General features: G+C 61.7%; 26 protein-coding genes. 20 read left to right on the plus strand and 6 right to left on the minus strand.

Annotation, left to right across the window (positions count from 1 at the left end):
• Genes CLV41_RS26310 through uxuA form a run of 6 tightly spaced genes read left to right on the plus strand, consistent with a single transcriptional unit; the run spans window position 1 to window position 5,788 of the window.
• Window positions 1-1,281: a TRAP transporter large permease gene (locus tag CLV41_RS26310; protein ID WP_103225474.1), complete on the plus strand. Its 1,281-nt coding sequence runs from the start codon at window positions 1-3 to the stop codon at window positions 1,279-1,281.
• A 7-nt stretch (window positions 1,282-1,288) separates the two neighbouring features.
• Window positions 1,289-1,609 (plus strand): cupin domain-containing protein, encoded by a 321-nt coding sequence (locus tag CLV41_RS26315; RefSeq protein ID WP_103225475.1) that lies wholly within the window; start codon window positions 1,289-1,291, stop codon window positions 1,607-1,609.
• Window positions 1,610-1,637: 28 nt separating this feature from the next.
• On the plus strand, window positions 1,638-2,462 hold the full coding sequence (gene kduI, locus CLV41_RS26320) for a 5-dehydro-4-deoxy-D-glucuronate isomerase (RefSeq protein WP_103225476.1): 825 nt from the start codon (window positions 1,638-1,640) through the stop codon (window positions 2,460-2,462).
• Window positions 2,459-3,187 carry a 2-dehydro-3-deoxy-D-gluconate 5-dehydrogenase KduD gene (gene kduD / locus CLV41_RS26325; RefSeq protein WP_103225477.1) on the plus strand — a complete coding sequence of 243 codons (729 nt, stop codon included), beginning with the start codon at window positions 2,459-2,461 and terminating at the stop codon, window positions 3,185-3,187. Before kduI ends, kduD begins: the two co-directional genes overlap by 4 nt.
• Complete coding sequence (locus CLV41_RS26330; protein WP_235867266.1) at window positions 3,177-4,607, plus strand: mannitol dehydrogenase family protein; 1,431 nt, start codon at window positions 3,177-3,179, stop codon at window positions 4,605-4,607. The genes kduD and CLV41_RS26330 overlap by 11 nt, the downstream gene beginning before the upstream one ends.
• Window positions 4,604-5,788: a mannonate dehydratase gene (gene uxuA, locus CLV41_RS26335; RefSeq protein ID WP_103225479.1), complete on the plus strand. Its 1,185-nt coding sequence runs from the start codon at window positions 4,604-4,606 to the stop codon at window positions 5,786-5,788. Before CLV41_RS26330 ends, uxuA begins: the two co-directional genes overlap by 4 nt.
• Window positions 5,789-5,846: 58 nt before the next feature.
• Here uxuA and CLV41_RS26340 read toward each other — a convergent pair whose 3' ends face one another.
• From CLV41_RS26340 to CLV41_RS26355, 4 genes are all read right to left on the minus strand, one after another.
• Window positions 5,847-6,218, minus strand: coding sequence for a hypothetical protein (locus tag CLV41_RS26340; protein ID WP_103225480.1), 372 nt, complete (start codon window positions 6,216-6,218; stop codon window positions 5,847-5,849).
• Window positions 6,215-7,075, minus strand: coding sequence for a DODA-type extradiol aromatic ring-opening family dioxygenase (locus tag CLV41_RS26345; protein WP_103225481.1), 861 nt, complete (start codon window positions 7,073-7,075; stop codon window positions 6,215-6,217). The genes CLV41_RS26340 and CLV41_RS26345 overlap by 4 nt, the downstream gene beginning before the upstream one ends.
• A 78-nt stretch (window positions 7,076-7,153) precedes the next feature.
• Window positions 7,154-8,662 carry an amidohydrolase family protein gene (locus CLV41_RS26350; RefSeq protein WP_103225482.1) on the minus strand — a complete coding sequence of 503 codons (1,509 nt, stop codon included), beginning with the start codon at window positions 8,660-8,662 and terminating at the stop codon, window positions 7,154-7,156.
• Between the two features lie 47 nt (window positions 8,663-8,709).
• Window positions 8,710-9,528: an IclR family transcriptional regulator domain-containing protein gene (locus CLV41_RS26355; RefSeq protein ID WP_235867267.1), complete on the minus strand. Its 819-nt coding sequence runs from the start codon at window positions 9,526-9,528 to the stop codon at window positions 8,710-8,712.
• 264 nt (window positions 9,529-9,792) lie between these two features.
• On the opposite strand from CLV41_RS26355, the gene CLV41_RS26360 reads away from it, so the two are divergent.
• From CLV41_RS26360 to CLV41_RS26390, 7 genes are read left to right on the plus strand one after another with little or no spacing between them, the layout of a single operon-like run.
• The gene (locus CLV41_RS26360; protein ID WP_103225483.1) at window positions 9,793-10,608 is read left to right on the plus strand and encodes a citryl-CoA lyase; all 816 of its coding nucleotides are present in this window, start codon (window positions 9,793-9,795) and stop codon (window positions 10,606-10,608) included.
• Window positions 10,609-10,618: 10 nt separating this feature from the next.
• Window positions 10,619-11,764, plus strand: coding sequence for a CaiB/BaiF CoA transferase family protein (locus CLV41_RS26365; protein WP_103225484.1), 1,146 nt, complete (start codon window positions 10,619-10,621; stop codon window positions 11,762-11,764).
• 38 nt (window positions 11,765-11,802) lie between these two features.
• Complete coding sequence (locus CLV41_RS26370; RefSeq protein ID WP_235867268.1) at window positions 11,803-12,207, plus strand: YciI family protein; 405 nt, start codon at window positions 11,803-11,805, stop codon at window positions 12,205-12,207.
• Between the two features lie 19 nt (window positions 12,208-12,226).
• The gene (locus CLV41_RS26375) at window positions 12,227-13,309 is read left to right on the plus strand and encodes a C4-dicarboxylate TRAP transporter substrate-binding protein (RefSeq protein WP_103225485.1); all 1,083 of its coding nucleotides are present in this window, start codon (window positions 12,227-12,229) and stop codon (window positions 13,307-13,309) included.
• 17 nt (window positions 13,310-13,326) lie between these two features.
• Window positions 13,327-13,893 (plus strand): TRAP transporter small permease subunit, encoded by a 567-nt coding sequence (locus tag CLV41_RS26380; RefSeq protein ID WP_235867269.1) that lies wholly within the window; start codon window positions 13,327-13,329, stop codon window positions 13,891-13,893.
• On the plus strand, window positions 13,890-15,203 hold the full coding sequence (locus CLV41_RS26385; RefSeq protein ID WP_103225486.1) for a TRAP transporter large permease: 1,314 nt from the start codon (window positions 13,890-13,892) through the stop codon (window positions 15,201-15,203). The genes CLV41_RS26380 and CLV41_RS26385 overlap by 4 nt, the downstream gene beginning before the upstream one ends.
• A gap of 21 nt (window positions 15,204-15,224) precedes the next feature.
• The gene (locus CLV41_RS26390) at window positions 15,225-15,755 is read left to right on the plus strand and encodes an NADPH-dependent FMN reductase (protein WP_103225487.1); all 531 of its coding nucleotides are present in this window, start codon (window positions 15,225-15,227) and stop codon (window positions 15,753-15,755) included.
• A gap of 163 nt (window positions 15,756-15,918) precedes the next feature.
• On the opposite strand, the gene CLV41_RS26395 is transcribed toward CLV41_RS26390, so the two are convergent.
• The gene (locus CLV41_RS26395) at window positions 15,919-16,785 is read right to left on the minus strand and encodes a helix-turn-helix domain-containing protein (RefSeq protein ID WP_103225488.1); all 867 of its coding nucleotides are present in this window, start codon (window positions 16,783-16,785) and stop codon (window positions 15,919-15,921) included.
• 169 nt (window positions 16,786-16,954) lie between these two features.
• On the opposite strand from CLV41_RS26395, the gene CLV41_RS26400 reads away from it, so the two are divergent.
• The 7 genes from CLV41_RS26400 (at window position 16,955) to CLV41_RS26430 (ending at window position 25,234) form a co-directional block, all read left to right on the plus strand.
• Window positions 16,955-18,352, plus strand: a complete 1,398-nt coding sequence (locus tag CLV41_RS26400; RefSeq protein ID WP_103225489.1) for a family 4 glycosyl hydrolase — start codon at window positions 16,955-16,957, stop codon at window positions 18,350-18,352.
• Window positions 18,352-19,236 (plus strand): carbohydrate ABC transporter permease, encoded by an 885-nt coding sequence (locus CLV41_RS26405; protein ID WP_103225490.1) that lies wholly within the window; start codon window positions 18,352-18,354, stop codon window positions 19,234-19,236. Before CLV41_RS26400 ends, CLV41_RS26405 begins: the two co-directional genes overlap by 1 nt.
• Before the next feature lie 3 nt (window positions 19,237-19,239).
• Window positions 19,240-20,157: a carbohydrate ABC transporter permease gene (locus CLV41_RS26410; RefSeq protein ID WP_103225491.1), complete on the plus strand. Its 918-nt coding sequence runs from the start codon at window positions 19,240-19,242 to the stop codon at window positions 20,155-20,157.
• A complete protein-coding gene (locus tag CLV41_RS26415) occupies window positions 20,157-21,278 on the plus strand; it encodes an ABC transporter ATP-binding protein (RefSeq protein ID WP_103225492.1) in 1,122 nt (373 codons plus the stop codon). The genes CLV41_RS26410 and CLV41_RS26415 overlap by 1 nt, the downstream gene beginning before the upstream one ends.
• Window positions 21,279-21,302: 24 nt before the next feature.
• Window positions 21,303-22,580, plus strand: a complete 1,278-nt coding sequence (locus CLV41_RS26420; RefSeq protein ID WP_103225493.1) for an ABC transporter substrate-binding protein — start codon at window positions 21,303-21,305, stop codon at window positions 22,578-22,580.
• 61 nt (window positions 22,581-22,641) lie between these two features.
• Complete coding sequence (gene pglA / locus CLV41_RS26425; RefSeq protein WP_103225494.1) at window positions 22,642-24,150, plus strand: polygalacturonase PglA; 1,509 nt, start codon at window positions 22,642-22,644, stop codon at window positions 24,148-24,150.
• Window positions 24,140-25,234: a glycoside hydrolase family 88/105 protein gene (locus tag CLV41_RS26430; RefSeq protein WP_103225495.1), complete on the plus strand. Its 1,095-nt coding sequence runs from the start codon at window positions 24,140-24,142 to the stop codon at window positions 25,232-25,234. Before pglA ends, CLV41_RS26430 begins: the two co-directional genes overlap by 11 nt.
• 23 nt (window positions 25,235-25,257) lie before the next feature.
• Here the strand turns inward: CLV41_RS26430 and CLV41_RS26435 are convergent, their stop codons facing one another.
• Window positions 25,258-26,898, minus strand: coding sequence for a S8 family peptidase (locus tag CLV41_RS26435; RefSeq protein WP_103225496.1), 1,641 nt, complete (start codon window positions 26,896-26,898; stop codon window positions 25,258-25,260).
• Window positions 26,899-26,907 lie beyond the last annotated feature (9 nt).

Here is a 26,907-nt window from a genome sequence, read left to right on the forward strand (position 1 = left end):
ATGGAACCGGTTATCCTCTTCGGCACATTCGTCGTTCTGCTTCTCATCGGCACACCGGTGGCGTTCTGCCTCGGCGCGGCGTCCCTTGCGACTGTCCTCTATATGGACCTGCCGCCCGTCATCGTGTTCCAACGGCTGAATTCAGGCGTCTCCGTCTTCGCGCTGATGGCGATCCCTTTCTTCATCTTCGCCGGCGAACTCATGGTGCGCGGCGACATCGCCCGGCGGCTCGTCGCCCTCGCGGGAGCGGTCGTGGGCCATATGCGCGGCGGCCTCGGCCAGGTGAATATCGCCGCCTCGGTTCTTTTCGGCGGCATCTCGGGCTCCGCCGCGGCGGATGCGACCGCCATCGGCGGCCTGATGATCCCGCAGATGAAGGAAAAGGGCTATTCGGTCCAATATGGCGTGAACGTCACCGTGATGTCCTCGATCATCGCGCTGATGCTGCCGCCCTCGCACAACATGATCATCTATTCGATCTCCGCCGGCGGACGGCTTTCGATCGCCGATCTCTTCACCGCCGGCATCTTCCCCGGCCTGCTGCTCGCCCTATCCCTGATGGTGACCGCCTGGTTCGTGGCCAGAAAGGCCGGATATCCGACCGAGTCCTTCCCCGGCTGGTCCGCCCTCGGCGCGCTGTTCCTCAATGCCGTTCCGGGCCTGCTGCTGATCGCCATCATTTTCGGCGGCGTCCGCTCCGGCGTCTTCACCGCGTCGGAAAGCTCGTGCATCGCGGCCGTCTATGCGCTTCTGGTCACGACGCTCGCCTACCGCACCATGCACTGGGCCGAATTCGTCGGTGCGACGAAGGCGGCCGTCAGAACCACGGCCATGGTGCTGCTCGTCATCGGATCGGCGGCCTCCTTCGGCTGGCTTCTGGCATTCCTGCACATTCCCGCTGAGCTGGTGGCGTTCATGAAGAACGTCTCGCAGAACCCGCTGGTCATCCTCCTTATGATCAACATTGTGCTGCTGTTCCTCGGAACCTTCATGGACATGTCGCCGCTGATCGTGATCACCACGCCGATCTTCCTGCCCGTCGCGACGGCCTTCGGCGTCGATCCGGTACATTTCGGCGTCATTCTGGTTCTCAATCTGGGGATCGGACTGTGCACACCGCCGGTGGGAACGGTGCTGTTCGTCGGCTGCGCGGTCGGCAGGATCTCGGTATGGGACGCGGTCCGGACCATCTGGCCCTTTTACGGGGCCGCCATCTTCACCCTTTTGCTTGTCACCTATATACCGGCACTGTCGCTCTGGCTGCCGTCCCTGTTCCACTGAGGCTGAAATGAAGTTCGTAAAAACCTTTCCCGAAGTCGCCGCCGACCCGGGCATTCGACGCCAGGTCCTGTCCGACAGCGCCGAGCTGATGGTGGTCGCCTTCCGGTTCCAGGAAACCGGCGCGGAAGGCAAGCTCCACAATCACCCGCATACACAATCCACTTACGTTGAAAGCGGCAAGTTCCGTTTCAGCATCGACGGGCAGGAATTCGAGGTCGGCCCCGGGGACAGTTTCGTCATTCCCTCCAGAGCCATGCATGGCTGCGTCTGCGTCGAACCGGGCACGCTGATCGACACCTTCACACCCCGTCGCGACGACTTTCTTTAAGACCGCCCCACACCCGAGGACTTTTGCCATGACCAATGTAGAAACCCGATACGCGATCGACCCGGAAACCGCCAGAAAGCTGGACACGCAGGGTCTGCGCGATCACTTCCATGCCTCCGGCCTGTTTGTCGAGGGCGAAATCAATCTGGTCTACACCCATTACGACCGTTTGATCCTGGGCGGCGCGGTTCCAGGTTCGGGCGAACTGGTGCTGGACCACGTCCATGAAGCCGGCACCCCGTCCCTGCTCGACCGCCGCGAGCTCGGCATTCTGAATATCGGCGATGCGGGAACCGTCAAGGCCGGCGGACAGAGCTATGACGTCGGCCGCGGCGACGTGCTCTATATCGGCATGGGTTCCGGACCGGTCTCCTTTTCCGGCCCCGGCCGGTTCTACATCCTGTCCGCCCCCGCGCACCGGACCTGCCCGACCAGACTGATCACCGTGAAGGACGCGCGCCGGGTCGAACTCGGCTCAGCCGAAACCTCCAACGAACGCGTCATCCTGCAGTTCCTGCATCCGGAAGTCGCCGAAAGCTGCCAGCTTCTGATGGGCTACACTCAGTTCGCGACCGGGTCGGTCTGGAACACCATGCCCGCCCATCTGCACGACCGCCGCATGGAAGCCTATCTCTATTTCGAGCTGGGCCCGGAGCAGCGCGTGTTCCATTTCATGGGCAAGCCCGAGGAAACCCGCCATCTTGTCATGGCCAATGAGGAAGCGGTCGTCTCCCCGCCCTGGTCCATCCATTGCGGGGCGGGCACCGGCGCCTACACCTTCTGCTGGGCGATGGCCGGTGACAATGTCGACTTCACCGACATGGACATGGTTGCGATGGGAGACCTGCGGTGAATTCCTTTTCTCTCGAAGGCAGACGCGCCCTGGTAACCGGCGCCAATACGGGCATCGGCCAGGCGATTGCCATCGCCATGGGCGCGGCTGGCGCGGAGGTGCTGTGCGCCGCCCGCCGCGACTGCGATGAAACCCTCTCGAAGATCGAAAAGGGACGCCACGTGGCGGTCGATTTCGCCGACCCCATGGCGGCCGTTCCGCTCTTTGAAAACGAGACGATCGACATTCTTGTCAACAATGCCGGGATTATCCGGCGCGCGGATTCCATCGACTTCTCCGAGGCCGACTGGGACGACGTCATCGATGTGAACCTGAAAGCGGTCTTCTTCACCTGCCAGGCCTTTGGCAGGGCAGCTCTTGCGGCGGGACGGTCCGGGGCAATCGTGAACATCGCCTCGCTGCTGTCCTTCCAGGGCGGCATCCGGGTGCCGTCCTACACCGCTTCCAAGCATGGCGTTGCCGGCATCACAAAGCTGCTGGCCAATGAGTGGGCCGCCAAGGGCATCAACGTCAACGCCATCGCACCGGGTTATATCGCCACCAACAACACCGAAGCCCTGCGCAACGATCCGGACCGTAACCGGCAGATCCTGGAGCGGATTCCGGCCGGACGCTGGGGGGAGGCCAGCGACATCGGCGAAGCCGCCGTGTTCCTCGCCTCGCCCGCGGCGAAATACGTCCACGGAACCGTTCTGAGTGTCGATGGAGGCTGGCTTGCGCGTTAGCCGGCAGAAGGGACCTGCGCCGAAGGCAGGTATCGTTCACCTGGGTCTGGGAGCATTCTTCCGGACCTTCGGTGCCGTCTACATCGAAGAAGCCATGGAAAAGTCCGGCGGCGACTGGGGCATCATCGGCGTCAGCCTGCAAAGCCCGACGACGCGCGATCTGCTCGCGCCCCAGGATTTCGTCTATACGGCCCAGGAACTGGGACCCGGCGGCTCCCGTCTTCACCAGGTCGAGATCCTCCGCGACGTCCTCGTCGCACCCGAGTCGCCCGAGGCCCTTCTGGCTGCGATGGCCGATCCCGCTATCCGGATCGTTACGCTGACGGTGACCGAAAAGGGCTATTGCCATGACCCCGCGTCCGGCAGCCTCAACTTCAAGCATCCCGGCATCCAGCACGACCTGACCAGCGAACTGCCGACGACCGCGCCGGGGTACCTTGTCAGGGCGTTGCAGAGACGCAAGGCAGCCGGCCTGCCGCCTTTCACGGTTCTGACCTGCGACAATCTTCCCGACAACGGCCGCCTGGTGAAGGGCATCGTCCTGGAACTGGCCCGGAAAATCGACCCCGGCCTGGCGGACTGGCTTCAGGCGGAAGGCCGTTTTCCCGCCACCATGGTCGACCGGATCGTACCGGCGACAAAGCCGGAGGACGTCGAGGCGCTGGCGGCCAGGACAGGACGTCTCGATGCCGCGCCCGTGATGCACGAGCCCTTCAGGCAGTGGGTGGTGGAGGACGATTTCGTGCCCGCCTACGGCAAGGATGCACGGCCGGACCTCGGCGCCGTCGGTGTCGAGCTGGTCGGTAATGTGACCGCCTATGAGAACATGAAGCTCAGGATGCTCAACGGCACCCATTCCTCGCTCGCCTATCTCGGCTATCTGGCCGGGCACGAGACCATCGCCGAAACGATCGCCGATCCCGTCCTCGCCGGCTATGTCAAACGGCTCTGGAGAGAAGAGATCATTCCTTCCTTCAGCGCTCCACCCGGCATCGATATCGCCGGCTATGCCGACGCCCTGTTCGACCGCTACTCAAATCCCGGCATTCAGCACCGCACCTGGCAGATCGCCATGGATGGCAGCCAGAAGCTGCCACAGCGGATCCTGGGAACGCTGCGCGACAACCTTGCCGGTGACCGCGCCTGCCCCGGCCTTCTGACCGCTGTCGCCGCCTGGATGATCTATGTGGGTGGAACCGATCTCAAGGGCGAGCCCATCGATGTGCGCGATCCGCTCTCCGACCGGCTCAAGGCCCTTTCCGACGGCGCGTCCGATGCGCAAGGCAAGGTCGCCGCGCTTCTGGGCGTGCGTGACATTTTCGATGCCGCTCTGGCGGACGCCATCCAACCGGAAGTCACCACCGCTTATGAGCGGCTGGTATCCGGCGGCGTTCATCGAACTCTTGAGGCACTCGCATGATTGAAGGTTGGCGCTGGTATGGCGCTCTGGACCGTATTTCCCTGTCCGAGATCGCACAGACAGGAGCGTCCAGCATTGTCACCGCCCTGCACGAAATTCCCTATGGCGAGGTCTGGCCGCGTGAAACGGTCGCCGCCCGCAAGGCGCAGATCCGCGAAGCGGGATTCGACTGGACGGTGGTGGAAAGCCTGCCGATACACGAGGCGATCAAGCGCGGTGCGGGCGATCTGACGCAGCTTTTCGCCAACTACCGGCAGTCCATGGCCAATCTTGCCGCCGAGGGCATCCGGGTGATTTGCTACAATTTCATGCCGCTCCTGGACTGGACCCGCACCGATCTCACCGCGCCGGTTAGGCGCGGCGGCTCCTGTCTGAGGTTCTCGGTCGAGAAAATGGCCGCGTTCGAACTCTTCATGATCGAGCGGCCGCGCGCGGACCGGGACTATACGGCCGATAACATCGCCGCCGCGAAACGCTGGTACGACAGTGCCAAACCTGAAGATCTCGAAATTCTCGTTACGGCGATCATGGCCGGACTTCCGGGTGCCTATGACCGTTACGACGTCCAGGGACTGCGCCAGGCCCTGGCGCCCTATGCCGGCCTTGACCGCGACGCCCTGCGCGCGAATTTCAAACGGTTTCTCGATGAAGTCATTCCGGCGGCCGAAGACCTGGGATTGAGCTTTGCCGTTCATCCGGACGATCCGCCAAGGGACATCCTCGGACTGCCCCGCATCGTCTCCAATGCCGCGGACATCGACTGGATTCTGTCCGCGCGTGAGAGCCTGTCCAACGGACTGACGCTGTGTGCCGGCTCGCTCGGAGCCAATCCGGCAAACGATGTTCCGGCAATCGCGAAACAATTTGCCGGCAAAATCCATTTCGCGCATTTGCGTAACGTCGCGAAGGAACCGGACGGGTCCTTCGAGGAAGCCGCCCATCTTGAAGGCGATACCGACATGCCGGCACTGGTCGAGGTGCTGATGCGCGAGGAACGGCGCCGCAAGAACGAAAACCGGCCGGACAGCGACATCGTCTTCAGGCCCGACCATGGCCACGAATTGCTGACCGACGCGCAAAAGGGTGCCCATCCCGGCTATCCGCTTATCGGACGCATGCGCGGTCTCGCAGAACTGCGCGGCGTCATTGCCGGACTGAACCACACCGCGGTTCTGTCCTGAGCCTTTGGGAGCCCCCTGCAAAAAGGCGAGTGCCGGGTGGGCCCGGCACTCTGACGCGTCAGGTTTCTACGGTGGGGTAGTCCTTGCCGCGCCAATGCTGCAACTTGGCGGCCATTTCCTTCTGGAAGGACAGAGGGCCGCTCTTTTCCATGTAGGGTTCGTCGTAGATGCCGATGAAAATCGTCAGGTTGAGGAAGAAGTGCGCGCCCATTTCGAACAAAGCCACGTAGTCGTGATTGATCAGGGCCTCGCGCTCTTCCGGGGTGAAAGCATGAACCGACGAGGCTTCGACCTCGTTGTTCAGAAGCTTCGGTCCCATGGACTGTTCCCAGGTCGCCACCAGATTGCGCGGGTCGTCCGTGTAGCGTTTCAAGAGCTCCGGATCGCGGTCCACGGTGTAAAGGAACTTGTTGACGTAGTATTTGCTCATGCCGCCTGCTCCTTCGGGTACCAGGTGAAATAGGCTTCCATGGTGTGGAACAGATCGAGATTGTCGACGTAGTCGGCGCCTTCGGGACCCGCGACTCCCAGCATCAGGATGAAGTTCAGGAAACCGTGGGTGGCATTGCCGCTCTGACCCATGCTCTCATGGGTGACGTTTTCCAGGATGGCGTCGATATCGCCGGCCCTCAGCCAGTCGATTGCCTGCCGGTCGAATTGCGGATCCGGACCGGTCTCCATGAACTGGCGCGGACCGCCCAGTTCCAGGGAGAGGTGTCCCGTGCCGATTGCGGCAATCCGCTTGTCGGAGGGGTAATCGTCGATCGCCTTGCGGATCGCCCGGCCGAGATCGTAGAACCGTTTCGGGGTGTGAAGCGGCGGCGCGAAGATGTTCGTGTAGATCGGCACCACGGGCAGATCGGCATCCGGGCGCACGGTGATGATCGGACAGATGATCGAGTGATCGATCTTCAACTCGTTGGAAAACGCGAAGTCGAAATTCTGATCCATGAGCGACTGATGCATGAAGCGCGACATGTCCTCGTCGCCGTCCAGCACATATTTCGGAATGCCGAATTCCCGTTCCTCGTTATAGAAGGTCGCATCGTAGCGCTCTGCCTTGCCGATCAGGAACTGGGGGCAGTTGTCGAGGAAAATCTGGTGGAAATGGTCCGATCCGACCATCACCAGTATGTCCGGCTTGGTCCGTTCCAGCGTTTCCCGATAAGCCTCGACCTTGCGTTTCCACTCCGGCGCCTCGGGCATCTGCTGCTCGGGCGGCATGGTGGTGGCTTTCAGATAGAACGGATGGTGTGTCGATGCCAGTGTGGCAACCAGTTGAGCCAATGTCTTACTCCTTCCCTTTTCGGCGCTGACGGCGCCAGAACAACGAGACGCGGCAATTGCGCTCCGCGCCGGTTTCACTCAGATTGCAAAGAGATCCCGTTCGATCCCGGCGGCTTCGAACAGGTAGTCGCGGCTTTTCTCAAGTTCCGAGGTGAGGCGTGCGAGATCGAAGCCCATGAGCTGGCCTTTCCACTTCTTGATCTGACCGGCCACGAAGACCGTATCGACGTTGCCGCGCTCCATCAGGGTGACGACGGCGCCGGGCGCGTTGTTGAGCGGCGCGACGTTGATCGCCTCCGCGTCGAGCAGGATGATGTCGGCATCCTTGCCCGGCGTGAGCGAGCCGGTCCGGCCGCCGAGCCTCAGTCCTTCGGCGCCGCCCATGGTCGCCGCGCGCAGCGCGTCCAGCGTCGTCAGAAGCTCGGGATAGTCCTCGCCGGCGAGCGCTTTCCCGTTGGCGTTCATCCTTTGAAGCGTGAGCAGACTGCGCATCTGGGTGAAGAAATCGGCGGTCATCGTGCACTCGACATCCGTTGAGAGCGACAGCCCCATGCCGAGATCGATGGCTTTCTGGATCGGCGGTTCGCCGTGGCGCATATGCATCTCGATGGGAACCGACAGCGAGACATGAGCGCCGGCATCGGCCGCGTATTTCCAGCCGTTCTCCGACATGCCGGTCATGTGGATGAAGATATTGTCCGGGCCGAACTTGCCGCTCGCCCCGAGTTCGTCGAACGTTCCCTGCATGCCGAAGGTGCCGACAACATGAAGGGCGATCGGAAGATCGAGCTCGCGTCCGGTTGCCCAGGCCGCTTCATGGCCGGGCAGATAGATTTCGCCACCCATGACCATCGTCATGAGCTGGTCGCCGGAAGAGAAATACTGTTCCTTGATGCGTTTGGCATCCTGCGGGTATTGGGCCCGGTCTCCCCAGCCTTCGAAATAGCCGAACACGGAACGGCGGCCCGCATCGCGCAGACCCTCGATCGCGGCATCCGAATGTTCCGGGGAATGGTGGATCTGGCTGACATCCATCACGGTCGTCACCCCGGCATCCAGCTGGGCGATGGAGCCGAACAGCTCGTTGATGTAGACGTCTTCCGGCCGGTAGACCATGGAGAACGTCTGCAGGATGGTTTCGTAGTAATTGTGGACGGAGGACGGACGCCCGTCATTGATCAGGATGCCGTTGGCAAGCTGGCCGCGCAGCGCGGTCTCGAACTGATGATGATGGGTGTCGATGAAACCGGGCATGACGATCTTGCCCTTTGCATCGATGACCGCGGCATCGCCGGCATCGATATTCGCACCGACTTCGGCTATCCGGCCACCGTCGATGAGGACATCCCCAACGGCGAAATTGCCGACCGCATCGTCCATCGAAAGGACGATACCGCCCTTGAGAAGGATACGCCGCCCTTCCACGCCCACTCCTTGCGGAATGGTGCTCGCTGCCGCGTCCTGGGCGGCCAGGGTGCCGGTGGCCGCGAAGGTTCCGGCCGCGCCGGGCGCAGCGCCTGCCGTCAAAAAGTCGTGCTGTACCGGACACGATTGGTCCGGGGTAGTCGCATTGCAGAGTCTACACATGGCCAGTCCTCCCTTTGCCGTATATCGACCTTTTTCTTCCGGTCGCTTCAGGTTCCGATCATCGATTGCAGAATGGGATAGCGGGTAATCTCATGGGCGATGTGGGAGGCCGCTTCCCTCAAGGCCGGCAGGCGTTCGGCAACCAGGCTTTCGGGCGTCACCTTGCCCGTGTATCCGGACGAATTAAGCGCTGCGATCGTCCGTCCTTCCAGGTCGCGGACAGGAACGGCGATCGCGGTGATGCCGTAGTCGAGCTGGTCGACTGTGGTCGAATAGCCGTTCTCGCGCACCGTCAGGATCTCTTCCCGCAAGGTGTCCGGATCCTTGATGGTCTTCGACGTCAGATCCGGCGGCCGGACAGTGGCAAGGTAGACGTTGAGGGCCGCATCCGGCAGCCCGGCGAGCAGCACCCGGCCGAGCGAGGTCGCGCAGGCCGGATAGCGCGCGCCGACCACCGCGGCCGCGCGGCGCGCGCGCTGGATCGAATAATGCGCGATGTAGATGACGTCCATGCCGTCCAGCGTTCCGACCGACGAGGCGTCGCCGAATTCCTCCACCAGCTCGCGCAGGTTCGGCTGGAGAATGTCGCCGATCCCGGCGGAAAAATAGAAGGCCGAACCGAGTGTCATGATCTTGGCGCGCAGATGAAAGCGTTTGTCCTTCTGCCCCACATAGCCGAGCGTCTGAAGGGTGATCAGGCTCCGGCGCGCGGCCGCCGGCGACAGGCCGACCCGCCGGGCGACTTCGCTCAGCGTCATTTCGGGATGCGCGGAATCAAAGGATTCCAGAATGGCGAGGCCCTTCGCGAGCGCCTCGACGAATTCCGTGGGCCGTTCCGCATCAGTGTTTATCGTCGTTTGGTACACGTCGATCGTTCCTCATCAGGACAACAGGTTCCGGGAGTGGACCGGTGCGGCCGACGCACCGTCTCATTGTCCTTTTAACACCGATCCGCCTGCTTCAAAGCGCGGCCGGATCCTGTTTCCCAGCTTCCGCTGCCTTCAACCGTGCGACCGTTTCTTTCGTTCCTGAGGTCATTGATTTCTGATTGTTACTTGACGTGTCTGCAATTGGCTAGTAGTTTTTTCGCTAACAGCAAATTTTTTCGCATACCGAAAAAGAGGACTGCAATGCGAATTGGAAAACAAGAGCAGGCCTACACGGCAATCGCGACCTCTGATGCGGACAGCATCACGGTGCGCGGGCTCGATCTGTGCAACGATCTCATCGGAAAAATAGACTTCACCGACTATTTCTGGCTTCTGGTTCTGGGCGAACGTCCCCAACGCGAGCAGCGCGTCATGATGGACGCCTGCCTGGTGGCGATCGCCGAACACGGCCTGGTGCCGAGCGTTCAAGCGGCGCGGATGACCCTGGCGGCCGGACCGGAGGCCTGGCAGGGCGCCATGTCGGCCGGCCTTTTGGGCATGGGCAGCGTTGTGGCGGGAAGTTCTGAATCCGCCGGCCGTTTTCTCGAAGAAATCCTTCAAAAGGCCGATGCCGATGGCACGGACGTCGAAACCGCCGTCATCGCCACCCTCAAGGACCTGAAGGCGGCCCGCAAGAAAGTGCCCGGACTGGGGCACCCGCAGCATGCCGCCGGAGACCCGCGGGCGAACCGCCTTATGGAGATTGCCGACGAACTTGGCGTCAGCGGCAAGTATATTTCCACCCTCCGACTGCTTGCCGAACATGCGCCCGGCATTATCGAGCGGCCGCTTCCGATCAACGTTTCCGGTGCCATTCCCGCGGTCATCCTGGACGCCGGCTGGCCGGTCGACGCCCTCAAGGCCGTACCCCTTCTGGCGCGCACCGCCGGACTGGCGGCGCACCTCCTGGAGGAATCGCGCCGGTCCATCGGGTTCATCATGTCCCACAAGGCGGATCTCGCGATTTCCTATGACGGCGAACAGCCAACGGCCGGCTCCGGCAAGACCACGGCGTGAGGGGGAGTTCATGGTCAAGATCCTGAAGGACGTCCGGGTTATCGAACTCGGCACCTACATCACCGGCCCCGCCGCGGGCATGCATCTGGCGGACCTCGGCGCGGATGTTATCAAGGTCGAACGTCCGGGAACCGGAGATCCCTTCCGGGCGTTCAAGGGCGGTCTCTATTCACCGCATTACCAGACCTATAACCGCAACAAGCGTTCCATCGCCCTCGATACCAAGGATCCGGCGGATCTCGCGGTTCTGCGCGATCTGGTGGCGAGCGCCGATGTCTTCATCCAGAATTTCCGTCCCGGTGTCGCCGAGAAACTCGGCGTAGGAGAGGACGACCTTCGCAAGGTCAACGAGACACTGATCTACTGCGCGATATCCGGTTTCGGCACATCCGGTCCCGCGCGCGACCGTCCGGCCTTCGACACGGTCGCCCAGGCGGCCAGCGGGTTTCTGCGCCTCGTCACCCCGATCTCCAATCCGCGTGTGATCGGCCCGGCCATCGCGGATGCCATCACCGGCCAGTACGCGGCCATGGGCATCCTGGCGGCCCTTTTCGAAAGAACGAAGACAAACAAGGGCCACCGGCTGGACATCTCCATGCTGGAGGCGATGACCCATTTCAATCTGGACAGCTTCACACATTACTATTCGGTCGGCGAAGTGATGGGACCGTTGTCGCGTCCGGTCGTCTCGCAGAGCTACACCTTCGAGTGCGGCGACGGCAAATGGATCGCGATCCACATGTCCTCGCCGGCCAAGTTCTGGGAAGGTTTTCTGAAAGCCACAGGCCAGGAAGCGCTGAATGACGATCCCCGGTTTTCCGAACGTCTCGAGCGGATCAGGCATCAGGACGATCTGATCGACATCTTCACGCCCGTTTTCAAGACCGATACGCGCGATGCCTGGTGCGAAAAGCTCCTTGAGGCCGAGGTGCCGCATTCCCCGGCCTACGATTCCAATGAGGCCCTTGAGGACCCGCAGGCCAGGCACCTCAAGCTGGCGGTGAAAACCCATCATCCGGAAATGGGCGACAGCACGACCGTGCGCGCGCCCTACAGCTTCGACGGCGCGCCGGAACTGGATATCGCGCCGCCGCCGACACTCGACCAGCACGGAGCGGAGATCCGCGCCGAGCTGAAACGCCGCAAGGCGGGCTGAGCGGAAAGCGGACGGCAAAAAGACAAGGGAGGGAATTCGTGGACGCACAAGACAACCCGACGGCCGTACCGGCCGATGCGGTCCGGGAAGCCAGCAAGGCGATGCTGCAAAAGCAGCTCTACGCGATCTTCACCAAACCGGTAAACGGTCTCGGGCCGGTTTTCGCCTGCATCGAGGATCACCTGAAATTCCAGGTCGCGCTTGAAAAGGACGGGATCCTTTACGCGGCCGGACCCATGTGGACGGACGACGAGGAAAGCTGGGAAGGCGAAGGTCTTGTCGTGGTCAGGGCGGCTTCCCGCGAGGCCGCCATCGCCATCGCCGAACGCGACCCGATGCACAAGAGCGGTGCCCGCTCGTTTTCCGTCCGGCCCTGGATGATCAACGAAGGCAGCGCAACGATCCGGCTCGATTTTTCCAGCCAGACTTTTGAAATCACCTGAACACGTAAGGGAGGAATGCATGAAAGCTCTATCCGGACTACTGACGGCCGCCGTCCTGTTGACTGCCCCGGCGCCGCTCATGGCGCAGGAAACAATCAACCTCACGGTGGCCTCGAGCCATCCGACCGTCATTCCCTGGGTCGGCATGATCAAGACCCATTTCATGGCGCGCACGGATGAGGTTCTGGCCGCGACCGACAACTACAAGATCGAGTGGAACGAGGCCTTCGGCGGTCAGCTCTACAAGGCAAACGCGACACTGACCTCGGTCGAGGAAGGTATCACCGACATCGGCTGGGTGTTTTCCTTCCTGGAAGCCGCGAAACTGCCCCTGAGCCAGGGCTCGAGCTACGCGCCTTTCTCCACCAACAACCCGGCAGCCCAGCTCTCTGTCATGCAAGAGCTGTTCGTGACCAACGAGGCTTTCCTGAACGAATGGGAAAGCCACAACCTGAAGGTTCTCGGGCTCACGGGAACAGACTCCTATGATGTCTATACCAAGGAGCCGCTGGAAGGTTTCGCCGCGATTGACGGCATGAAGCTGTCGGCCCCCGGTGTCCTCGGCAACTGGCTGCGCGGTACCGGCGCCAACGCTGTCGATGGAGCGCTCACCACCTTTTATACCGACGTTCAGACCGGGGTCTCCGACGGCGTCATGTCGCTGGCGCTTGGCGTCCTGCCGTCGAAGCTCTACGAAGTCGCTCCCTATATCACCCGGGTCGACCTGGGCGTTGCCTTCTCCGGTGCGGTGGCGATCAACCGCGACACGTGGGACAGCCTTCCCGGGGAGGTGCAGAACGCCATGATCGAGGCGGGCAAATATTACACCAAGTCCCATGGGGAAGATCTCCTGCTGCGCCATGAAGCCGCGCTTGAAAAGATGCTCGAAATCGGCGCCAGCCAGAATCCGCCGGTAACACTCACACCGATGGAGCAGTCCGACCGCGAGGCCTGGGTGAACGCCATGCCGAACATTGCCAAGGAATGGGCCGACTCCCTTGAGGAAAAGGGCATTCCCGCGACAGAATACATGAAAGCCTACATGGACGGTCTGCGTAAGAGGGGCGAGACCCCGGTGCGCAACTGGGACGAAGACCTCTAATCCGGCGAGCCGACCTGGTGACCACTGAAAGCAAAAAGACAGACGCCCCGGGACTGGGGCGTCTCCTTGAACCGGCCGGGAAATTCTGGGCCTTGCTGGTTGACGGCCTGGCCGCGGCCGGTTCGCTCCTGATCCTGGTTCTCATGATGATCATTTGCGCGGACATACTGGCCCGCAACGCGGTCGGGGCATCGCTGCCGCTGGTCTCCGAACTCGGGGCACTGCTGCTCGTCATGATCGTTGCCCTGCAGCTCGCGACAACCGTCAGGACCGGCCGTCTGGCTCGCACGGACATTTTCTACTCGGGGTTCCGGAGATCCTTTCCCCGCGCGGGAGCCCTGCTCTCCGGTCTTTTCAATCTGACCGGCACCGCCGTCATCGGCGGCATCGCCTGGTCCAGCATCCGCATCCTGGAAAAAGACTGGATATCGGGTGAATACATCGGCGTGACCGGCATCGCGACCTTTCCGACCTGGCCGTTCCGCATGCTGATCCTGCTGGGCATGACAATCGCGGCTATTCAGTTTTTCATTCTCGCGATCCGCGATTTCGGCCTCGCTTTCAGTACAAAGGACAGGACATGAGTCCGGTTGAAATCGGCAGCCTCGCGATCGTTGCCTTACTGGTTCTGATCTATCTCGGCATGCCTATCGGCATCGGCATGCTGGCGGTGTCCTTCGCCGGCGTAGCCGCGATCCGGGGCGATACCGTTTCGCTGCGCATGCTCGGCGCGGTCGCCAACGACTCGCTCAGGGAATATCTCTTCGCCGTGGTGCCGCTCTTCGTGCTGATGGGATTGCTGGTCACCATATCGCGCGTCGGCAAGGACACCTTCGACGTCTTTCAGCAGCTCCTGCAAAGGGTGTCCGCCGGGCTCGGCATCGCGACCGTTTTCGCCAATGCGGTTTTCGCCTCGATCACCGGTATTTCCATCGCCTCGGCGACGGTTTTCAGCCGCGTCGCCGTGCCGGAGATGGAGCGTCACGGCTATACCAAGAAATTCGCCACCGGCGTCGTGGCCGGGTCCTCGGTGCTCGGCATGCTGATCCCGCCCTCGCTGCTGATGATCATCTACGCGGTTCTGGCGGAAGAATCCGTCGGGCGCATGTTCCTCGCAGGCGTCGGGCCGGGCCTTCTCCTGGCCTTCACCTTCTCCGCCGTCATTCTGCTCCTGGCACGCTACAAGCGCGATTTCGTCTTCGAAGTTTCAGAAGACACCTCGGACTACGCGCATTTCTCCACGCCGGAGCTGCTCTGGAAAGCAGTCCCGATCGTCTCGCTGATGCTCGTCGTCCTCGGCGGCCTTTACGGCGGCTTCCTCAATCCGACCGAGGCGGGTGCGGCCGGCGCGCTCGGGGCGCTGGTCATCGCGCTTCTTCGCCGGTCTCTCGGGCTCAGGGAATTCTGGAACCTTCTGATCGAAGCGGGACAGATAACCGTCTCGGTCCTGTTCCTCATTCTGGCGGCAACTTTCTTCAGCCGCATGCTGGCGCTTTCCGGCGTGCCCCGGACGCTTGCGGAAATCATCCTGTCCGGATCGTTCGGCCCTTATGGCTTCCTCCTCTTCTATTTGCTGCTGATCATCCTGCTGGGCTGCCTGATCGATTCCATCTCCATCATGCTGATCCTCCTCCCGATTGCCCTGCCGGTCGCCGAGGCCGCCGGTTTCGATCTGATCTGGTTCGGCGTGCTGACGGTCGTCTGCGTCGAAATCGGACTTCTGACACCGCCCTTCGGGCTCTCCGTCTACATCATCAAGTCGGCAATCAACGACCCGACGTTGAAGGTCGCCGAGATTTTTCGCGGGGCCCTCCCCTTTGTCGCGGCGATGCTTTTGTCGGTGGCCCTGATCGTGGCCTTCCCGCCGATCGCAACCTGGCTGGCCCGTCTCTAGCTTCTGCTTTGGAAAGAAAAAATGACAACACTGCTCTTTATTCCCGGCAGCCTGCGGGCAGCCTCCGCCTCACGCGCAACCGTCCGCGCCCTCGTCAAGCAGGTTCCGGAGGGCATCACCTGCGAGGTGGCCGATCCCGGGCGGCTGCCGCATTACAACGCGGACATCAAGGATGATCCCGAGGTTACCCGGTTCATCGATCAGGTCTCCGCGGCGGACGGGGTCGTTCTGGTGACACCGGAATATAATTTCAGTGTCCCGGGCGTTCTGAAGAACGCCATCGACTGGGCTTCGCGTCCGGCCTATGCGTCCGTCTTCAAGGACAAGCCATGTTTCGTCATGTCCGTCTCGGGCGGCGCTCTTGGCGGCGTCAGAGCCCAGGCTCATCTGAAATACATTCTCAATGGCATGCTGGCGAAGATCCATACCTGCCAGGAAATCGTCGTTCCCTCGGCGAATGATAAAGTCAGCGACGGCCATTTGACCGATGAAACCATCCTCGAGTTCGCCGGAAAACATCTCGGCGATTTCATCGCATCCCTCGATAGCTGACCATATTCAACGGCTCAAGGATGAGGTCATGATTGGCATCGCCGGATGCCGATGCGTTCGGCTTTTCCGTTCGTCTACGGCGGGCGCAATCTCTCCGGACCGGGGAGGTAATAGCGGGGCTGGACCTCACATGAACAGCGAGAGCGCCCGGTAGCAACGGGCGTTACTCGACAAATCTGTAGCGGGACCGTGCCGTCCGTTTCAGCCGGTAGCTGGACGGGCTGGCGCCGATATACTGCTTGAACATGCGGCTGAAGAAGTAGGGATCCGAATATCCGAGCTCCGCGGCGGTTTCCTTGACCGTCTGCCCGAGTCCCAGCCGGTGCACCGCGTATTCCATCCGTTTGAACTCCAGATATTTCTGCGGCGTCATGCCGATCCTCTCGCGAAACGCCCGGCGGAAATAGTCCCGGTTGTAGGGGACCATCTCCATTGCCTTTTCCAGACCCTCCTCCATCAGCGGTTCGGCGGCGAGCCTTGAGGCGAGCAGCATGATCTGCAGCGACAACTGGCCCTGATTGGCGAGCAGATCTCCCTCCTCCCGCCAGCCGAGGAATGCATCGTCAAGGAAAGCGAGAAGCAGGACCATGAACTGGTGGTGCTGCACGAGCGTCGGACTGGTGGTCGCCGCCATGGTCCGGTAGTGATCGATGAGGGGTTGGAGAACCGGCCAGTTGCGCAGTTTCACTTTCCGTTGCAACCGCATCTGGTCCATCAGGTCGGCGCGGCCGAAAAGGTCGAGGGTGAAGTGCTGGGCAACACCGGTATAGTCGCCGCCGCCGCCGTGAACGCCGCGAAATCGTTCCCGCCCCCGGATCAGCATGGCCTCGCCTTCCGAAAGGGTGAAACCTTCCTCCCCCACCCGGTACCGGGCCTTTCCCGAAAGACAGAATACAAGATCGTGGACAGGATTGATCTTGTTGATCCGCCAGGTCTGCGCGTGCTTCATCCGGATTGGCGTGCGGGCGAGACGGAGCGAAAGCGCCTGAACCGGAATACGGGTGAGCGGACTATGTTCGTTTTTCTCCATGTTTTTGTTTATTTGCCTTCATTTGAATTCGCCGGACCGGTCGATAAAATCAGAAAAGTGAGAGAAGCGACACTCATAATGACCGCTCTCCATGGGAGGAAACAGTGCCAGACCCGTATCGGGACGGAAATGTCCAGTCGCATATCGGCAGGCGCTTTTTGCAGAAGACATGAAATATTCCGAATACGGCACTCCGGTAAAGATCGCGTATATCGGCGGGGGATCGCTCAACTGGGCGTTGAACCTGATGTCGGATCTGGCGCATGACACGCGCCTGGCCGCGGAGGTCAGGCTTTTCGACATTGACCGCGCCGCTGCCGATCGCAATGAGCGGATCGGCGCCCGTTTCGCCGGCGTTTCGAGGGGAACGCCGGCGCGGTATCGCACCGTGGCGAGGATCGAGGATGCCCTAGACCAGGCCGATGTGGTGGTGATTTCCATCCTGCCCGGCCGGTTCGCCGACATGGCGAACGACATCGAGATCCCCGCAGGATACGGCATACCCCAGGCGGTCGGCGACACGGTCGGCCCGGGCGGTTTCGTGCGCGCCTTGCGCGCGGTGCCGATTTTTCTGGAAATCGGCAAGGCGATCCGCGACCACGCGCCGAATGCCTTCGTCTGCAACCTGACCAACCCGATGAGCGTCCTGACAGGCGCTCTCTACCGGACTTTTCCGGATATCAAATGCTGGGGCGAATGCCACGAGGTCACCAAGATCCGCAAACTCGCCGCGTGGATCGCCAACCGGGAGGCCGGCGAGACGCGCTGGGATTTCCGCGATATCGACGTGAATGTCCTCGGCATCAACCATTTCACCTTCGTCGACCGCATCACCCTGGCGGACCGGGACTTGATGCCGGCCTACAGGAAATTCGCGGCGGATCATGCGGACGCCGGCTGGAGGGAGCGCGAGCCCGCGCCTGACGACGAACATGCGCGCTATTTCGAAGACCGGAACCGCGTGAAATTCGATCTCCTCAACCGGTTCGGCATCGCGGCCGCGGCGGGCGACCGTCATCTGGCCGAATTCCTGCCCGCCGGGGACTATCTGAAAAGCCACGCGGCCTGGGGATTTACGCTCACGCCGGTGGACTTTCGCATCCGCTATCAGGAGCAAAAACGCGCGCGCGCCGAAGATCTCGCCAGCGCAAAAGCCGAGCCCCGCGCCGTGCGCTCCGATGAAGCCCTGATCGACCAGATCGCCGCGCTCATGGGACAAGGCAAACACGTTTCCAACGTCAACCTGCCGAACCGGGGCCAACTGGAAGGACTGGACCTGGACGCAATCGTCGAGACAAACGCGGTGTTCCTGGAAGGGGAAATTACCCCGATTAATGCTGGCGGACTTCCGCCGGAACTGGAAAAGATCGTTCTGGATCACTCCAGACGGCAAATGGGGCTGCTGACCGCCCTGGCAGAGGGAAACTACCGCAGCCTCGCTCCGCTGTTTTGCTCAGATCCGCTTGTCCGAGACCTGACAGAACGGGATGCGCACGCAATGTTCCAGGAAATGATTTCTTCAACGGCCCATCTGCTTCCCTCCCGTCTTGCGGCGGAGGCGGCCTGATGGGAGGCGACAACAGATATCTCGGCTATTTCTATGTCGCCCCGTATGTCGCGGGCCTGCTGCTGTTCACGGCATTCCCTTTCGCCGCATCCTTCTACCTGAGCTTTACCGATTACGATCTGCTCTCCACGCCCAGATGGACGGGGCTGGACAACTATCACAAGCTGTTCACCCGCGACCGCACGTTCGACAAGTCTCTGAAGGTCACGCTGCTCTATGTCTTCATGACCGTGCCGATCAAGCTCGCCTTCGCGCTGCTGATCGCGGTGATCCTGAACTACCGGCTGAAGGCGATCAATTTCTTCCGCACGGCCTACTACGTGCCTTCCATCCTCGGCGGATCGATCGCGATTGCCGTCCTGTGGCGCTACATCTTCGCCAAGAGCGGCCTCGTCAACATGATCATCGGTCTCGTCGGACTGGAACCCGTCAACTGGTTCGGCGACCCCCAGAACGCACTGATCACCATCACCCTGCTGCGCTGCTGGCAGTTCGGCTCGGCCATGGTGATCTTCCTCGCCGCCCTGCAATCGGTCGACAAGTCGCTCTATGAGGCGGCGTCCATCGACGGCGCCAACCCTTGGCATCTGTTCCGCTACATCACCCTGCCGCTGATCACGCCGGTAATCTTCTTCAACCTGATCATGCAGACGGTCCAGGCCTTCCAGGAGTTCAACGGTCCCTACATCATCACCGAGGGAGGACCCCTGAAATCCACCTACCTCCTGCCCCTCTACATTTATGAAAAGGCCTTCAAGAGCTTCGACATGGGCTACGCCTCCGCGATTGCCTGGGCGCTCTTCGCGATCATCATGATCCTGACCCTTGCCGCCTTCTGGTCGTCCAAGAAATGGGTCTACTACGCCGGCGACAAGAGGAGCTGACCGATGACCGCCTCTTTCGACCTGAACCCGCAAAACCTGCTGTCCACAAGCGAGCCGGCAACCGCCATGGAAATCAAGCTGCGCCGCCGCGGCCGGATTTCCAGCGCCATGCGCTACAGCGTTCTGCTGATCTTCGGCCTGATCATGCTCTATCCGCTGATCTGGCTGATCGGCGCCTCGTTCAAGACCAACTCCGAGATTTTCGCGAGCCCGTCCTTCTGGCCCAAGGATCCGACGCTGTCCGGCTACATCAAGGGCTGGGAGACTTCCACGCCCTACACCTTCGGCCGGTTTTTCTGGAACACCTTCCTGATCATCACGCCGAAGGTCATCGGCACGGCCATCTCCTGCACCCTCGTCGCCTACGGTTTCGCCCGGTTCGATTTTCCCGGCAAACGCATCCTGTTCATGACGGTGATCGCGACCCTGCTGCTGCCGAACGTGGTGACCCGCATCCCGCAGTATCTGCTGTTCCGCGACATCGGCTGGCTCGACAGCTTCCTGCCGCTCTGGGTGCCCTCGGCCGTCGCGGGAGATGCCTTTTTCGTCTTCATGCTGATCCAGTTTCTGCGGGCCATACCCAGGGACATGGAAGAGGCGGCAAGGGTCGATGGCGCCAACACGCTTCAGACGCTGTTCTATATCGTCGTGCCGATGCTGATGCCAGCCATCGTCTCCGTCTGCCTCTTCCAGTTCATGTGGACCATGAACGATTTCCTCGGGCCGCTGATCTATCTCTCCTCGATCGACAAGTACCCGGTCAGTCTGGCCCTCAAACTGTCCATCGACACGACGGAGGCCTTCGACTGGAACCAGATCCTGGCCATGTCCGTGCTGGCGCTCGCGCCGTCCCTGACGGTGTTTTTCATCGCACAAAAATACTTCATCGAAGGCATCTCGACAGGAGGGGTCAAAGGCTGATGGCCGAGTTGCAACTGAAATCCGTCGAGAAGACCTACGGCAGCGGCTTCAAGGCCGTGCACGGCATCGACCTCACCGTGGGAGAAGGCGAATTCATGGTGCTTGTCGGTCCGTCCGGCTGCGCCAAGTCGACCACCCTGCGGATGATCGCCGGCCTGGAAACGATCACCGGCGGCGAGATCCGCATCGGCGACCGTGTCGTCAACGACATCGTTCCGGGCAAGCGCGGCATCGCCATGGTGTTCCAGAATTACGCGCTCTACCCGCACATGAAGGTGAAGAACAACCTGTCCTTCGGATTGCGCCTGAAGCGCCGGCCCAAAGCCGAAATCGACGACGCGACCCAGGACGTCTCGAAGGTTCTGGAGATCGAGGAGCTTCTGGAGCGGCTGCCGAAACAGCTTTCGGGCGGCCAGGCCCAGCGCGTCGCGGTCGGAAGGGCGCTGATCAAGCACCCGGAAGTGTTCCTGTTCGACGAACCGCTCTCCAATCTCGACGCCAAGCTGCGCGCCTATATGCGGGTGCGCATCACCGATCTCCACAAGCGTCTGAAAGCGGAAGGCCGCCCGGCGACCGTCGTCTATGTCACCCATGACCAGGTGGAAGCCATGACCATGGGCGACCGGATCTGCGTCATGCGGGAGGGCCACATCATGCAGGTTGCCGACCCGGCAACCCTCTATGAACGTCCCGCCAACGCCTTTGTCGCCGGCTTCATCGGCATGCCGGAAATGAACATTGTGGACGCGGTTCTGATGACCAACCGGGTGCCCCACATCACGATAGGCGACCAGACCATCCAGGTTGACGAAGGTCTTGGCGAGCGGCTCAGCGAGACAACGGGTCCTGTGAAGTTCGGCATTCGCCCCCAGCATCTGGAACTCTGCCCGCCGGGCACGGAAAACGCGCTTTCGGGAACCGTGACCACTGTCGAGTTCCTGGGTCACGAAATCAATCTTCATATCGGCATCCACGGCCAGATCTTTGTCGCCGTGGTGCCAAGCGACCATCTCACCGCAATTCCGAAACGCGGAGACGCTGTCGCACTCAAACCTATCGGACACCGGATTCATCTGTTCGACAGGTACAGCGAGGAAAACATCTCGCTTGCCGGACTTTAAGTCTGATCGTCATGGGAGGAAGAAATGACAGGATTGAAACTTGGCCTTGGTGCATTGCTGACCGCAACCGCACTTGCAACAACAGTTTGCGCCGCGGGCGCGGTGGAATTGCGCATGAGCTGGTGGGGTGGCGACAGCCGCCACGAAGCCACCCAGGCGGCCCTGAAGGTGTGCGGTGAAAAACACGGCCACACGATCAAGCCGGAATTCACGGGCTGGTCGGGTCACCTGGAAAAGGTCACCACGCAGATCGCCGGCGGGACCGAAGCCGACATCATGCAGATCAACTGGCCGTGGCTGCCGCTGTTCTCCTCCAACGGCGAAGGCTTCGCCGATCTGAAGGAGCTTTCCGGCGTCATCGAGCTGGACAACTGGACCGATGCCCAGCTGGATTCGACTTCCGTGAACGGCCATATCAACGGCCTGCCGGTTTCCACCACCGGACGTGTCTTCTTCTTCAACAAGACCACCTTCGACAAGGCAGGCGTCCCGCTGCCGGCAACCTGGGACGAGCTGTTCGCAGCCGCCCGGCAGATCCGCGAGAACCTCGGCGAAGAGTATTATCCGCTCAACGCCATCAAGGAGACCGCGGCCTTGCTGGTTTCGCTCTACACCACCCAGCAGACAGGCAAGGATCTCATCGATCCCGCAACCGTCACCGTTGCCTGGACACCGGAAGAACTGGCTGCGGGCATCGAGCTTTACGGCAAGATGATGAAATCCGGCGTGACGATGACCCAGGAAGAGGCCAACGCCGCCGGAAACGCCAACCTTTATGAAAAGCCGGAATGGACGGATGGGCGTATCGCCGGATCCTACGAATGGGACTCGACCTACTTCAAATTCTCCGACCCCCTTCAAGAGGGCCAGAACCTCGTTCCGGTCAAAATCCTGACGGGCGAAGGCGCACAGACGGAAGGCATCTACCGCAAGCCGTCGATGATGTTCTCCATCTCGAAGCGCTCCGAGAACCAGGAAGCGGCCGGCCAGATCCTCAACTGCCTGCTCAACGAGCCTGAAGGGATCGAGGCACTCGGCACGACCCGCGGACTGCCGGCGTCAAAGGCCGCATCAAGCCAGTTGAAGGATGCAGGCAGCATCAAGCCTGAGCTGGCGGATGCCAACGCCATCATCATGGCGGCTTCCGGCCCCACCGTATCGCCGCTGAACGAACATCCGGACGTCCGCGCGATCTTCCTGGATACACTTGAAGAATATGCCTACGGGCAGATCGATGCCAACGCGGCCGCCGAGCAGATCATCGACGGCGTCAACGAAGCCATCGAGGAATACCGTCCCTGAACAATCGGGGGCGGCCGGGTTCCCCCGGCCGCCTCCTGTTCGCTTTGACCGCAGTGTTTCAATGACCCTACTCAAGCTCATTGCCGTTTCATCGAGGACGGCAACCGTGCTCCTCGCGCCTGCCGGGGCGAAATATGCCCTGCCGGAGCCGGTGGGGTTCGTATTGACGTCGCTGACGGACGGAGAGTCCGTTTCCGGCCGCACCGAGCGGGCCGTCCTGCAGTTGAACGATCTGCAACCGGACACCGGCTACAGCCTGACCTGCATGTTCGGCAACATCGAGTTCCGCACGAAGCAATGTCTTGGGGCGATAGACATCGTCGCCCATGGCGCCGATACCTCCGCTGCGGACAATTCGCTCGCCATCCAGGCGGCCATAAATTCCGTGCCCGACGGCGGCACGCTTCTGGTTCCGCCCGGCTGTTTCATGACCGGTCCGCTGTTCCTGTGCTCCCGCATGACCGTGCATCTGGCGCAAGGCGCTGAGCTCGCCGCCATCGGCGACTGGCAGGACTGGCCGATCCTTGAAGAGCGCGACGCGGCAGGCCGCGTCATCGGCACCTGGGAGGGGCTTCCGGAAAGAAGCTTCGCGGCCCTGATCACAGCAATCGGCTGCACGGACATTACCCTGACCGGAGCCGGAATTATCGACGGTGGCGGCGACCGGGGCGACTGGTGGACATGGCCGAAGGAAACAAGGCGCGGCGCCCGCCGGCCGAGAACGGTTTTCCTGGCCCATTGCGAACACGTGCTCATGTCCGGCCTGACGATCCGCAATTCGCCCTCATGGACCGTCCATCCCTTCCACAGCCGCCACGTCACCGCGGTCGGACTGAAGATCGAGAACCCGCCGAACAGCCCCAACACCGACGGTCTGAACCCGGAATGCTGCGAGGAGACCGACCTGACCGGCATCCATTTTTCGGTCGGCGACGACTGTATCGCCGTCAAGTCCGGCAAACGCGACGGGGACCGCGTCGACCACCTCGCGCCGACACGAAACCTGACCATCAGCCATTGCCTGATGGAAAAAGGCCACGGCGCGGTGGTGCTCGGATCGGAAATGAGCGGCGGGATCAGCGGTGTCAGGATTGAACACTGCCGTTTCCTCGGCACCGACCGCGGCCTGAGGATCAAGACACGCCGGGGCCGTGGTGGACGGGTCGCCGATATTTCGATGACGGATGTCGACATGGATCGCGTCGCCACCGCCTTTGCCGCCAATGCCTTCTATTTCTGCGATGCCGACGGAACCTCCAATGCCGTCCAGTCCCGGGACCCGGCTCCGGTGGACGACACCACGCCGCGGATCACGGCCATCACGCTGAAGAACGTTACGGCGACCAATGTGCAATTGGCGGCCGTCGCCCTTCTCGGTCTTCCCGAAGCCCCGTTTTCGGATATCCGCATAGAGAACATGCTGGTGTCCTTCGATCCGGATGCCGTTGCCGATGTGCCGCTCATGGCCTGCCGGGTCCCTGCCTGCCGACATGAGGCTATTCTTGCTCAATTCGCGGAAGTCGATGGCGGAATAACTCTTGCCCCCAAGGACGAACGCCATGCTGACTGACTTTTTCGACCGGTATGCAACAGACTACAAACCCTACAAGAGCGGCAACTGGTGCTACGAGGACGGCCTGATCTACCGCGGCCTGGAACTGCTTCACATGGCCAGCGGCGAAAGCCGGTGGCTTGCCCATCTCAAGCGTCTCGTGGATGCGCAAATCCTGCCCGGGCCGAAGCTCTCCGGCTATGTCCTGTCCGAATACAATATCGACAACGTCAGGGCGGGCGGCGCCCTGCTGTACCTCGACATGCTCACGGGCGACCCGAGATATCTCGCCTGCGCCGACCTTCTCGCCGAACAGCTCGCCACCCATCCACGCACGAAATCCGGTGTCTACTGGCACAAGGCACGCTACCCTTGGCAGATCTGGCTGGATGGCCTTTATATGGCCGCCCCCTTTCAGATCGCCTATGCCCATGCGCGCAACGAACCGGAGCTGATCCGCGACTCCCTGACTCAGATCGAAATTGCGCTCAAGGAAACCTATGTCCCTGAAACCGGGCTTTACGCCCATGGCTATGACGAGATCCGCCATCAGGTATGGGCCGACCCGCAGACGGGCAGATCGCAGGCGCACTGGGCCCGGGCACTCGGCTGGCTGTGCATGTGCCTGGTGGACGTTGCCGACCTGATCGGACCTGAAACCTTTTCACCGCTGCGCCAGCAGACCACCGACCTCCTGAACCGCATACTCGAGCTGCGCACGAAGGACGGTCTCTGGCTTCAGATAATCGATGCGCCCGATCTTGAAGGCAATTACCCGGAGACATCCGCCTCGGCGATGTTCGTCTACGCGCTGGAGCGCGCGCAGGCCCTCGAACTCATCGCCCCGGTCCACGAGGATCTTATGGGAAGCCTGATCGCGCACTCGGTCAGTCCGGGCGCCGACGGCAGGACCCGCATGTACGGCATCTGCGAAGTTGCAGGCCTCGGAGGCTTCGAAGGCATCTACCGCAATGGAACGCCGGAATACTATCTGAGCGAACCCGTTGTGGAAGACGATCCGAAGGGCGTCGGGCCGCTGATGATGGGCGCCGCGACGATCATGATGAACAGGACATCCGAAGACCTCGCCGCGCTCCCCTGAAGGCAAAGCTCATCTGGAGAATTTCAAAGCGCGGCCTTGAGCCCTGGCCGTGATTTGAGCCGTTCGAGCAGCGATGCGGAAAGCGGCTCCGGGCGGGCGCCGGCGATTGTCTCCAGCACGCCCCGTTCTCCGTTTCGCAGCCCCCCACCGGCCATGGCGTTCGTGTAGATGTTCAAGGCGATCTCCGGTCCGTAGATCTCCCAATCGATCTCCTCCACCGGCCGGTCTCCGGCGGCACCCTCGACCAGCGAGCGCACACTGTCCGCGCCCCCCGCCGCAACAGCCAGCTCCAGATGGGGACCTGCCGGAACCAGACCGAAATCGGCATCAAGAAGGGCGGCGGCGTCCATGATACCGGCCCCGAAATCCCCGGAATTCCACCCCGTAACTTTCCTTGCGGTGGCGGCGGCAAGCCGCGTGAAGCTCTGCTGCAGTTTCTCGCCCCGCGCTTCTGCTTTTCCTACAAGCACGTCCCGGCCGTGATGAGCGAGCCAGCAGGCGGCGACACCGGCGGCAAGCGCGACGGCGAAGCTGGTTCCCTGGCCTTGTCCGGTCGAGAATCGCGCTTCCTCATCGACCCGTTCCGCCCGCGCCCGGTAGACATTTTCGGCCGGGGCACTGATGGCCACCGAAGGACCCCGGCAGGTGCCGCGCCAGGGCTGATCGTCGATATTCGTTCCCGCGATCGCCATGCAATCGTCATAACGTGCCGGATAGACCACCTCCCGCACACAGTTGCCCGAAGCCGCCATGACGATGATGTTGTTGCGCACGGCCCTGCGAACCGCAGCCCGCAGGAAAAACGACGGAACACCTCCCAGGCTCATCGTGATGACGTGCGCGCCATTGTCCACCGCATAATTGATGGCTTCGGCGACGCTGAGTTGCGAGGTTCGCACGACGCTGCGAATGGCCCGGATCGGCATCAGGATGGCTTTCGGGGCGGACCCGAGCACCTCGCCCGGCGCCTTGCTGAAAACAACGCTGGCCGTGGCCGTCCCGTGGCCGTTGTTGCCGAACCAGGCCGTCAACGGGTCCTCCGGATCGCTATCTCCCTGAATGAGGTCGATGGGATTTTTTAACTGGATATCCTGCAGCTCGGCATGAGCTGTCAGGCCTGTATCGGGCTGAGCGATCACGATCCCGGCCCCTTGCGCGCGATCCGGCGGCGACAGGTCCCAGGCCTCCTTGACCCGCATCGCCGTCAACGCCCATTGCTTGTCGGTCTCCACACGCGGTTCCGGCGGCGCCCAGCATCCGCCGGGTGTCGCGACCGCCAGTTCCTCCAATCGCTGCGGACCGCCAAGGTCCGGCTCCACGAAGATACCGGTCAGAATTTCCGGTTCGGCATTGGCAAGCCCGAATGTATCTATCAGCCGGTAGGCCGCCTCGAAACAAAGGTGCGGAGTGTCGTAAAAGCTCCGTCCCGCCAGGGTCAGGACGAGCAAGTCCGGCTCATCGTCCCTGAGGGGCTGTTCGACAGTCACCGCGAGCTTTCCCTCGAAGCCTCGGGCGATATCGTCCATCGCCTTTGCGGGGTCTTCTCCCGGCTTCAACAGCAGCGAAAACCTTGCCGGAGGGAGCGGCTGGCCGGCCTCGATACCGAAGGTCGCCTGCAGCAAGATGTCCACAGTGGCTTCAAATGCATTCCTGTCGACAACCATTACGGATGC

The organism is Roseibium marinum, from assembly GCF_002906165.1.
Taxonomy (GTDB): Bacteria; Pseudomonadota; Alphaproteobacteria; order Rhizobiales; family Stappiaceae; genus Roseibium; species Roseibium marinum.

What these genes read in the sequence shown, in the direction of transcription:
- CLV41_RS26310 (WP_103225474.1), top strand. Translation starts at nt 1, where the DNA reads ATGGAACCGGTTATCCTCTTCGGCACATTCGTCGTTCTGCTTCTCATC.
- CLV41_RS26315 (WP_103225475.1), top strand. Translation starts at nt 1,289, where the DNA reads ATGAAGTTCGTAAAAACCTTTCCCGAAGTCGCCGCCGACCCGGGCATT.
- kduI (WP_103225476.1), top strand. Translation starts at nt 1,638, where the DNA reads ATGACCAATGTAGAAACCCGATACGCGATCGACCCGGAAACCGCCAGA.
- uxuA (WP_103225479.1), top strand. Translation starts at nt 4,604, where the DNA reads ATGATTGAAGGTTGGCGCTGGTATGGCGCTCTGGACCGTATTTCCCTG.
- CLV41_RS26340 (WP_103225480.1), bottom strand. Translation starts at nt 6,218, where the DNA reads ATGAGCAAATACTACGTCAACAAGTTCCTTTACACCGTGGACCGCGAT.
- CLV41_RS26350 (WP_103225482.1), bottom strand. Translation starts at nt 8,662, where the DNA reads ATGTGTAGACTCTGCAATGCGACTACCCCGGACCAATCGTGTCCGGTA.
- CLV41_RS26360 (WP_103225483.1), top strand. Translation starts at nt 9,793, where the DNA reads ATGCGAATTGGAAAACAAGAGCAGGCCTACACGGCAATCGCGACCTCT.
- CLV41_RS26365 (WP_103225484.1), top strand. Translation starts at nt 10,619, where the DNA reads ATGGTCAAGATCCTGAAGGACGTCCGGGTTATCGAACTCGGCACCTAC.
- CLV41_RS26375 (WP_103225485.1), top strand. Translation starts at nt 12,227, where the DNA reads ATGAAAGCTCTATCCGGACTACTGACGGCCGCCGTCCTGTTGACTGCC.
- CLV41_RS26385 (WP_103225486.1), top strand. Translation starts at nt 13,890, where the DNA reads ATGAGTCCGGTTGAAATCGGCAGCCTCGCGATCGTTGCCTTACTGGTT.
- CLV41_RS26390 (WP_103225487.1), top strand. Translation starts at nt 15,225, where the DNA reads ATGACAACACTGCTCTTTATTCCCGGCAGCCTGCGGGCAGCCTCCGCC.
- CLV41_RS26395 (WP_103225488.1), bottom strand. Translation starts at nt 16,785, where the DNA reads ATGGAGAAAAACGAACATAGTCCGCTCACCCGTATTCCGGTTCAGGCG.
- CLV41_RS26400 (WP_103225489.1), top strand. Translation starts at nt 16,955, where the DNA reads ATGAAATATTCCGAATACGGCACTCCGGTAAAGATCGCGTATATCGGC.
- CLV41_RS26405 (WP_103225490.1), top strand. Translation starts at nt 18,352, where the DNA reads ATGGGAGGCGACAACAGATATCTCGGCTATTTCTATGTCGCCCCGTAT.
- CLV41_RS26410 (WP_103225491.1), top strand. Translation starts at nt 19,240, where the DNA reads ATGACCGCCTCTTTCGACCTGAACCCGCAAAACCTGCTGTCCACAAGC.
- CLV41_RS26415 (WP_103225492.1), top strand. Translation starts at nt 20,157, where the DNA reads ATGGCCGAGTTGCAACTGAAATCCGTCGAGAAGACCTACGGCAGCGGC.
- CLV41_RS26420 (WP_103225493.1), top strand. Translation starts at nt 21,303, where the DNA reads ATGACAGGATTGAAACTTGGCCTTGGTGCATTGCTGACCGCAACCGCA.
- pglA (WP_103225494.1), top strand. Translation starts at nt 22,642, where the DNA reads ATGACCCTACTCAAGCTCATTGCCGTTTCATCGAGGACGGCAACCGTG.
- CLV41_RS26430 (WP_103225495.1), top strand. Translation starts at nt 24,140, where the DNA reads ATGCTGACTGACTTTTTCGACCGGTATGCAACAGACTACAAACCCTAC.
- CLV41_RS26435 (WP_103225496.1), bottom strand. Translation starts at nt 26,898, where the DNA reads ATGGTTGTCGACAGGAATGCATTTGAAGCCACTGTGGACATCTTGCTG.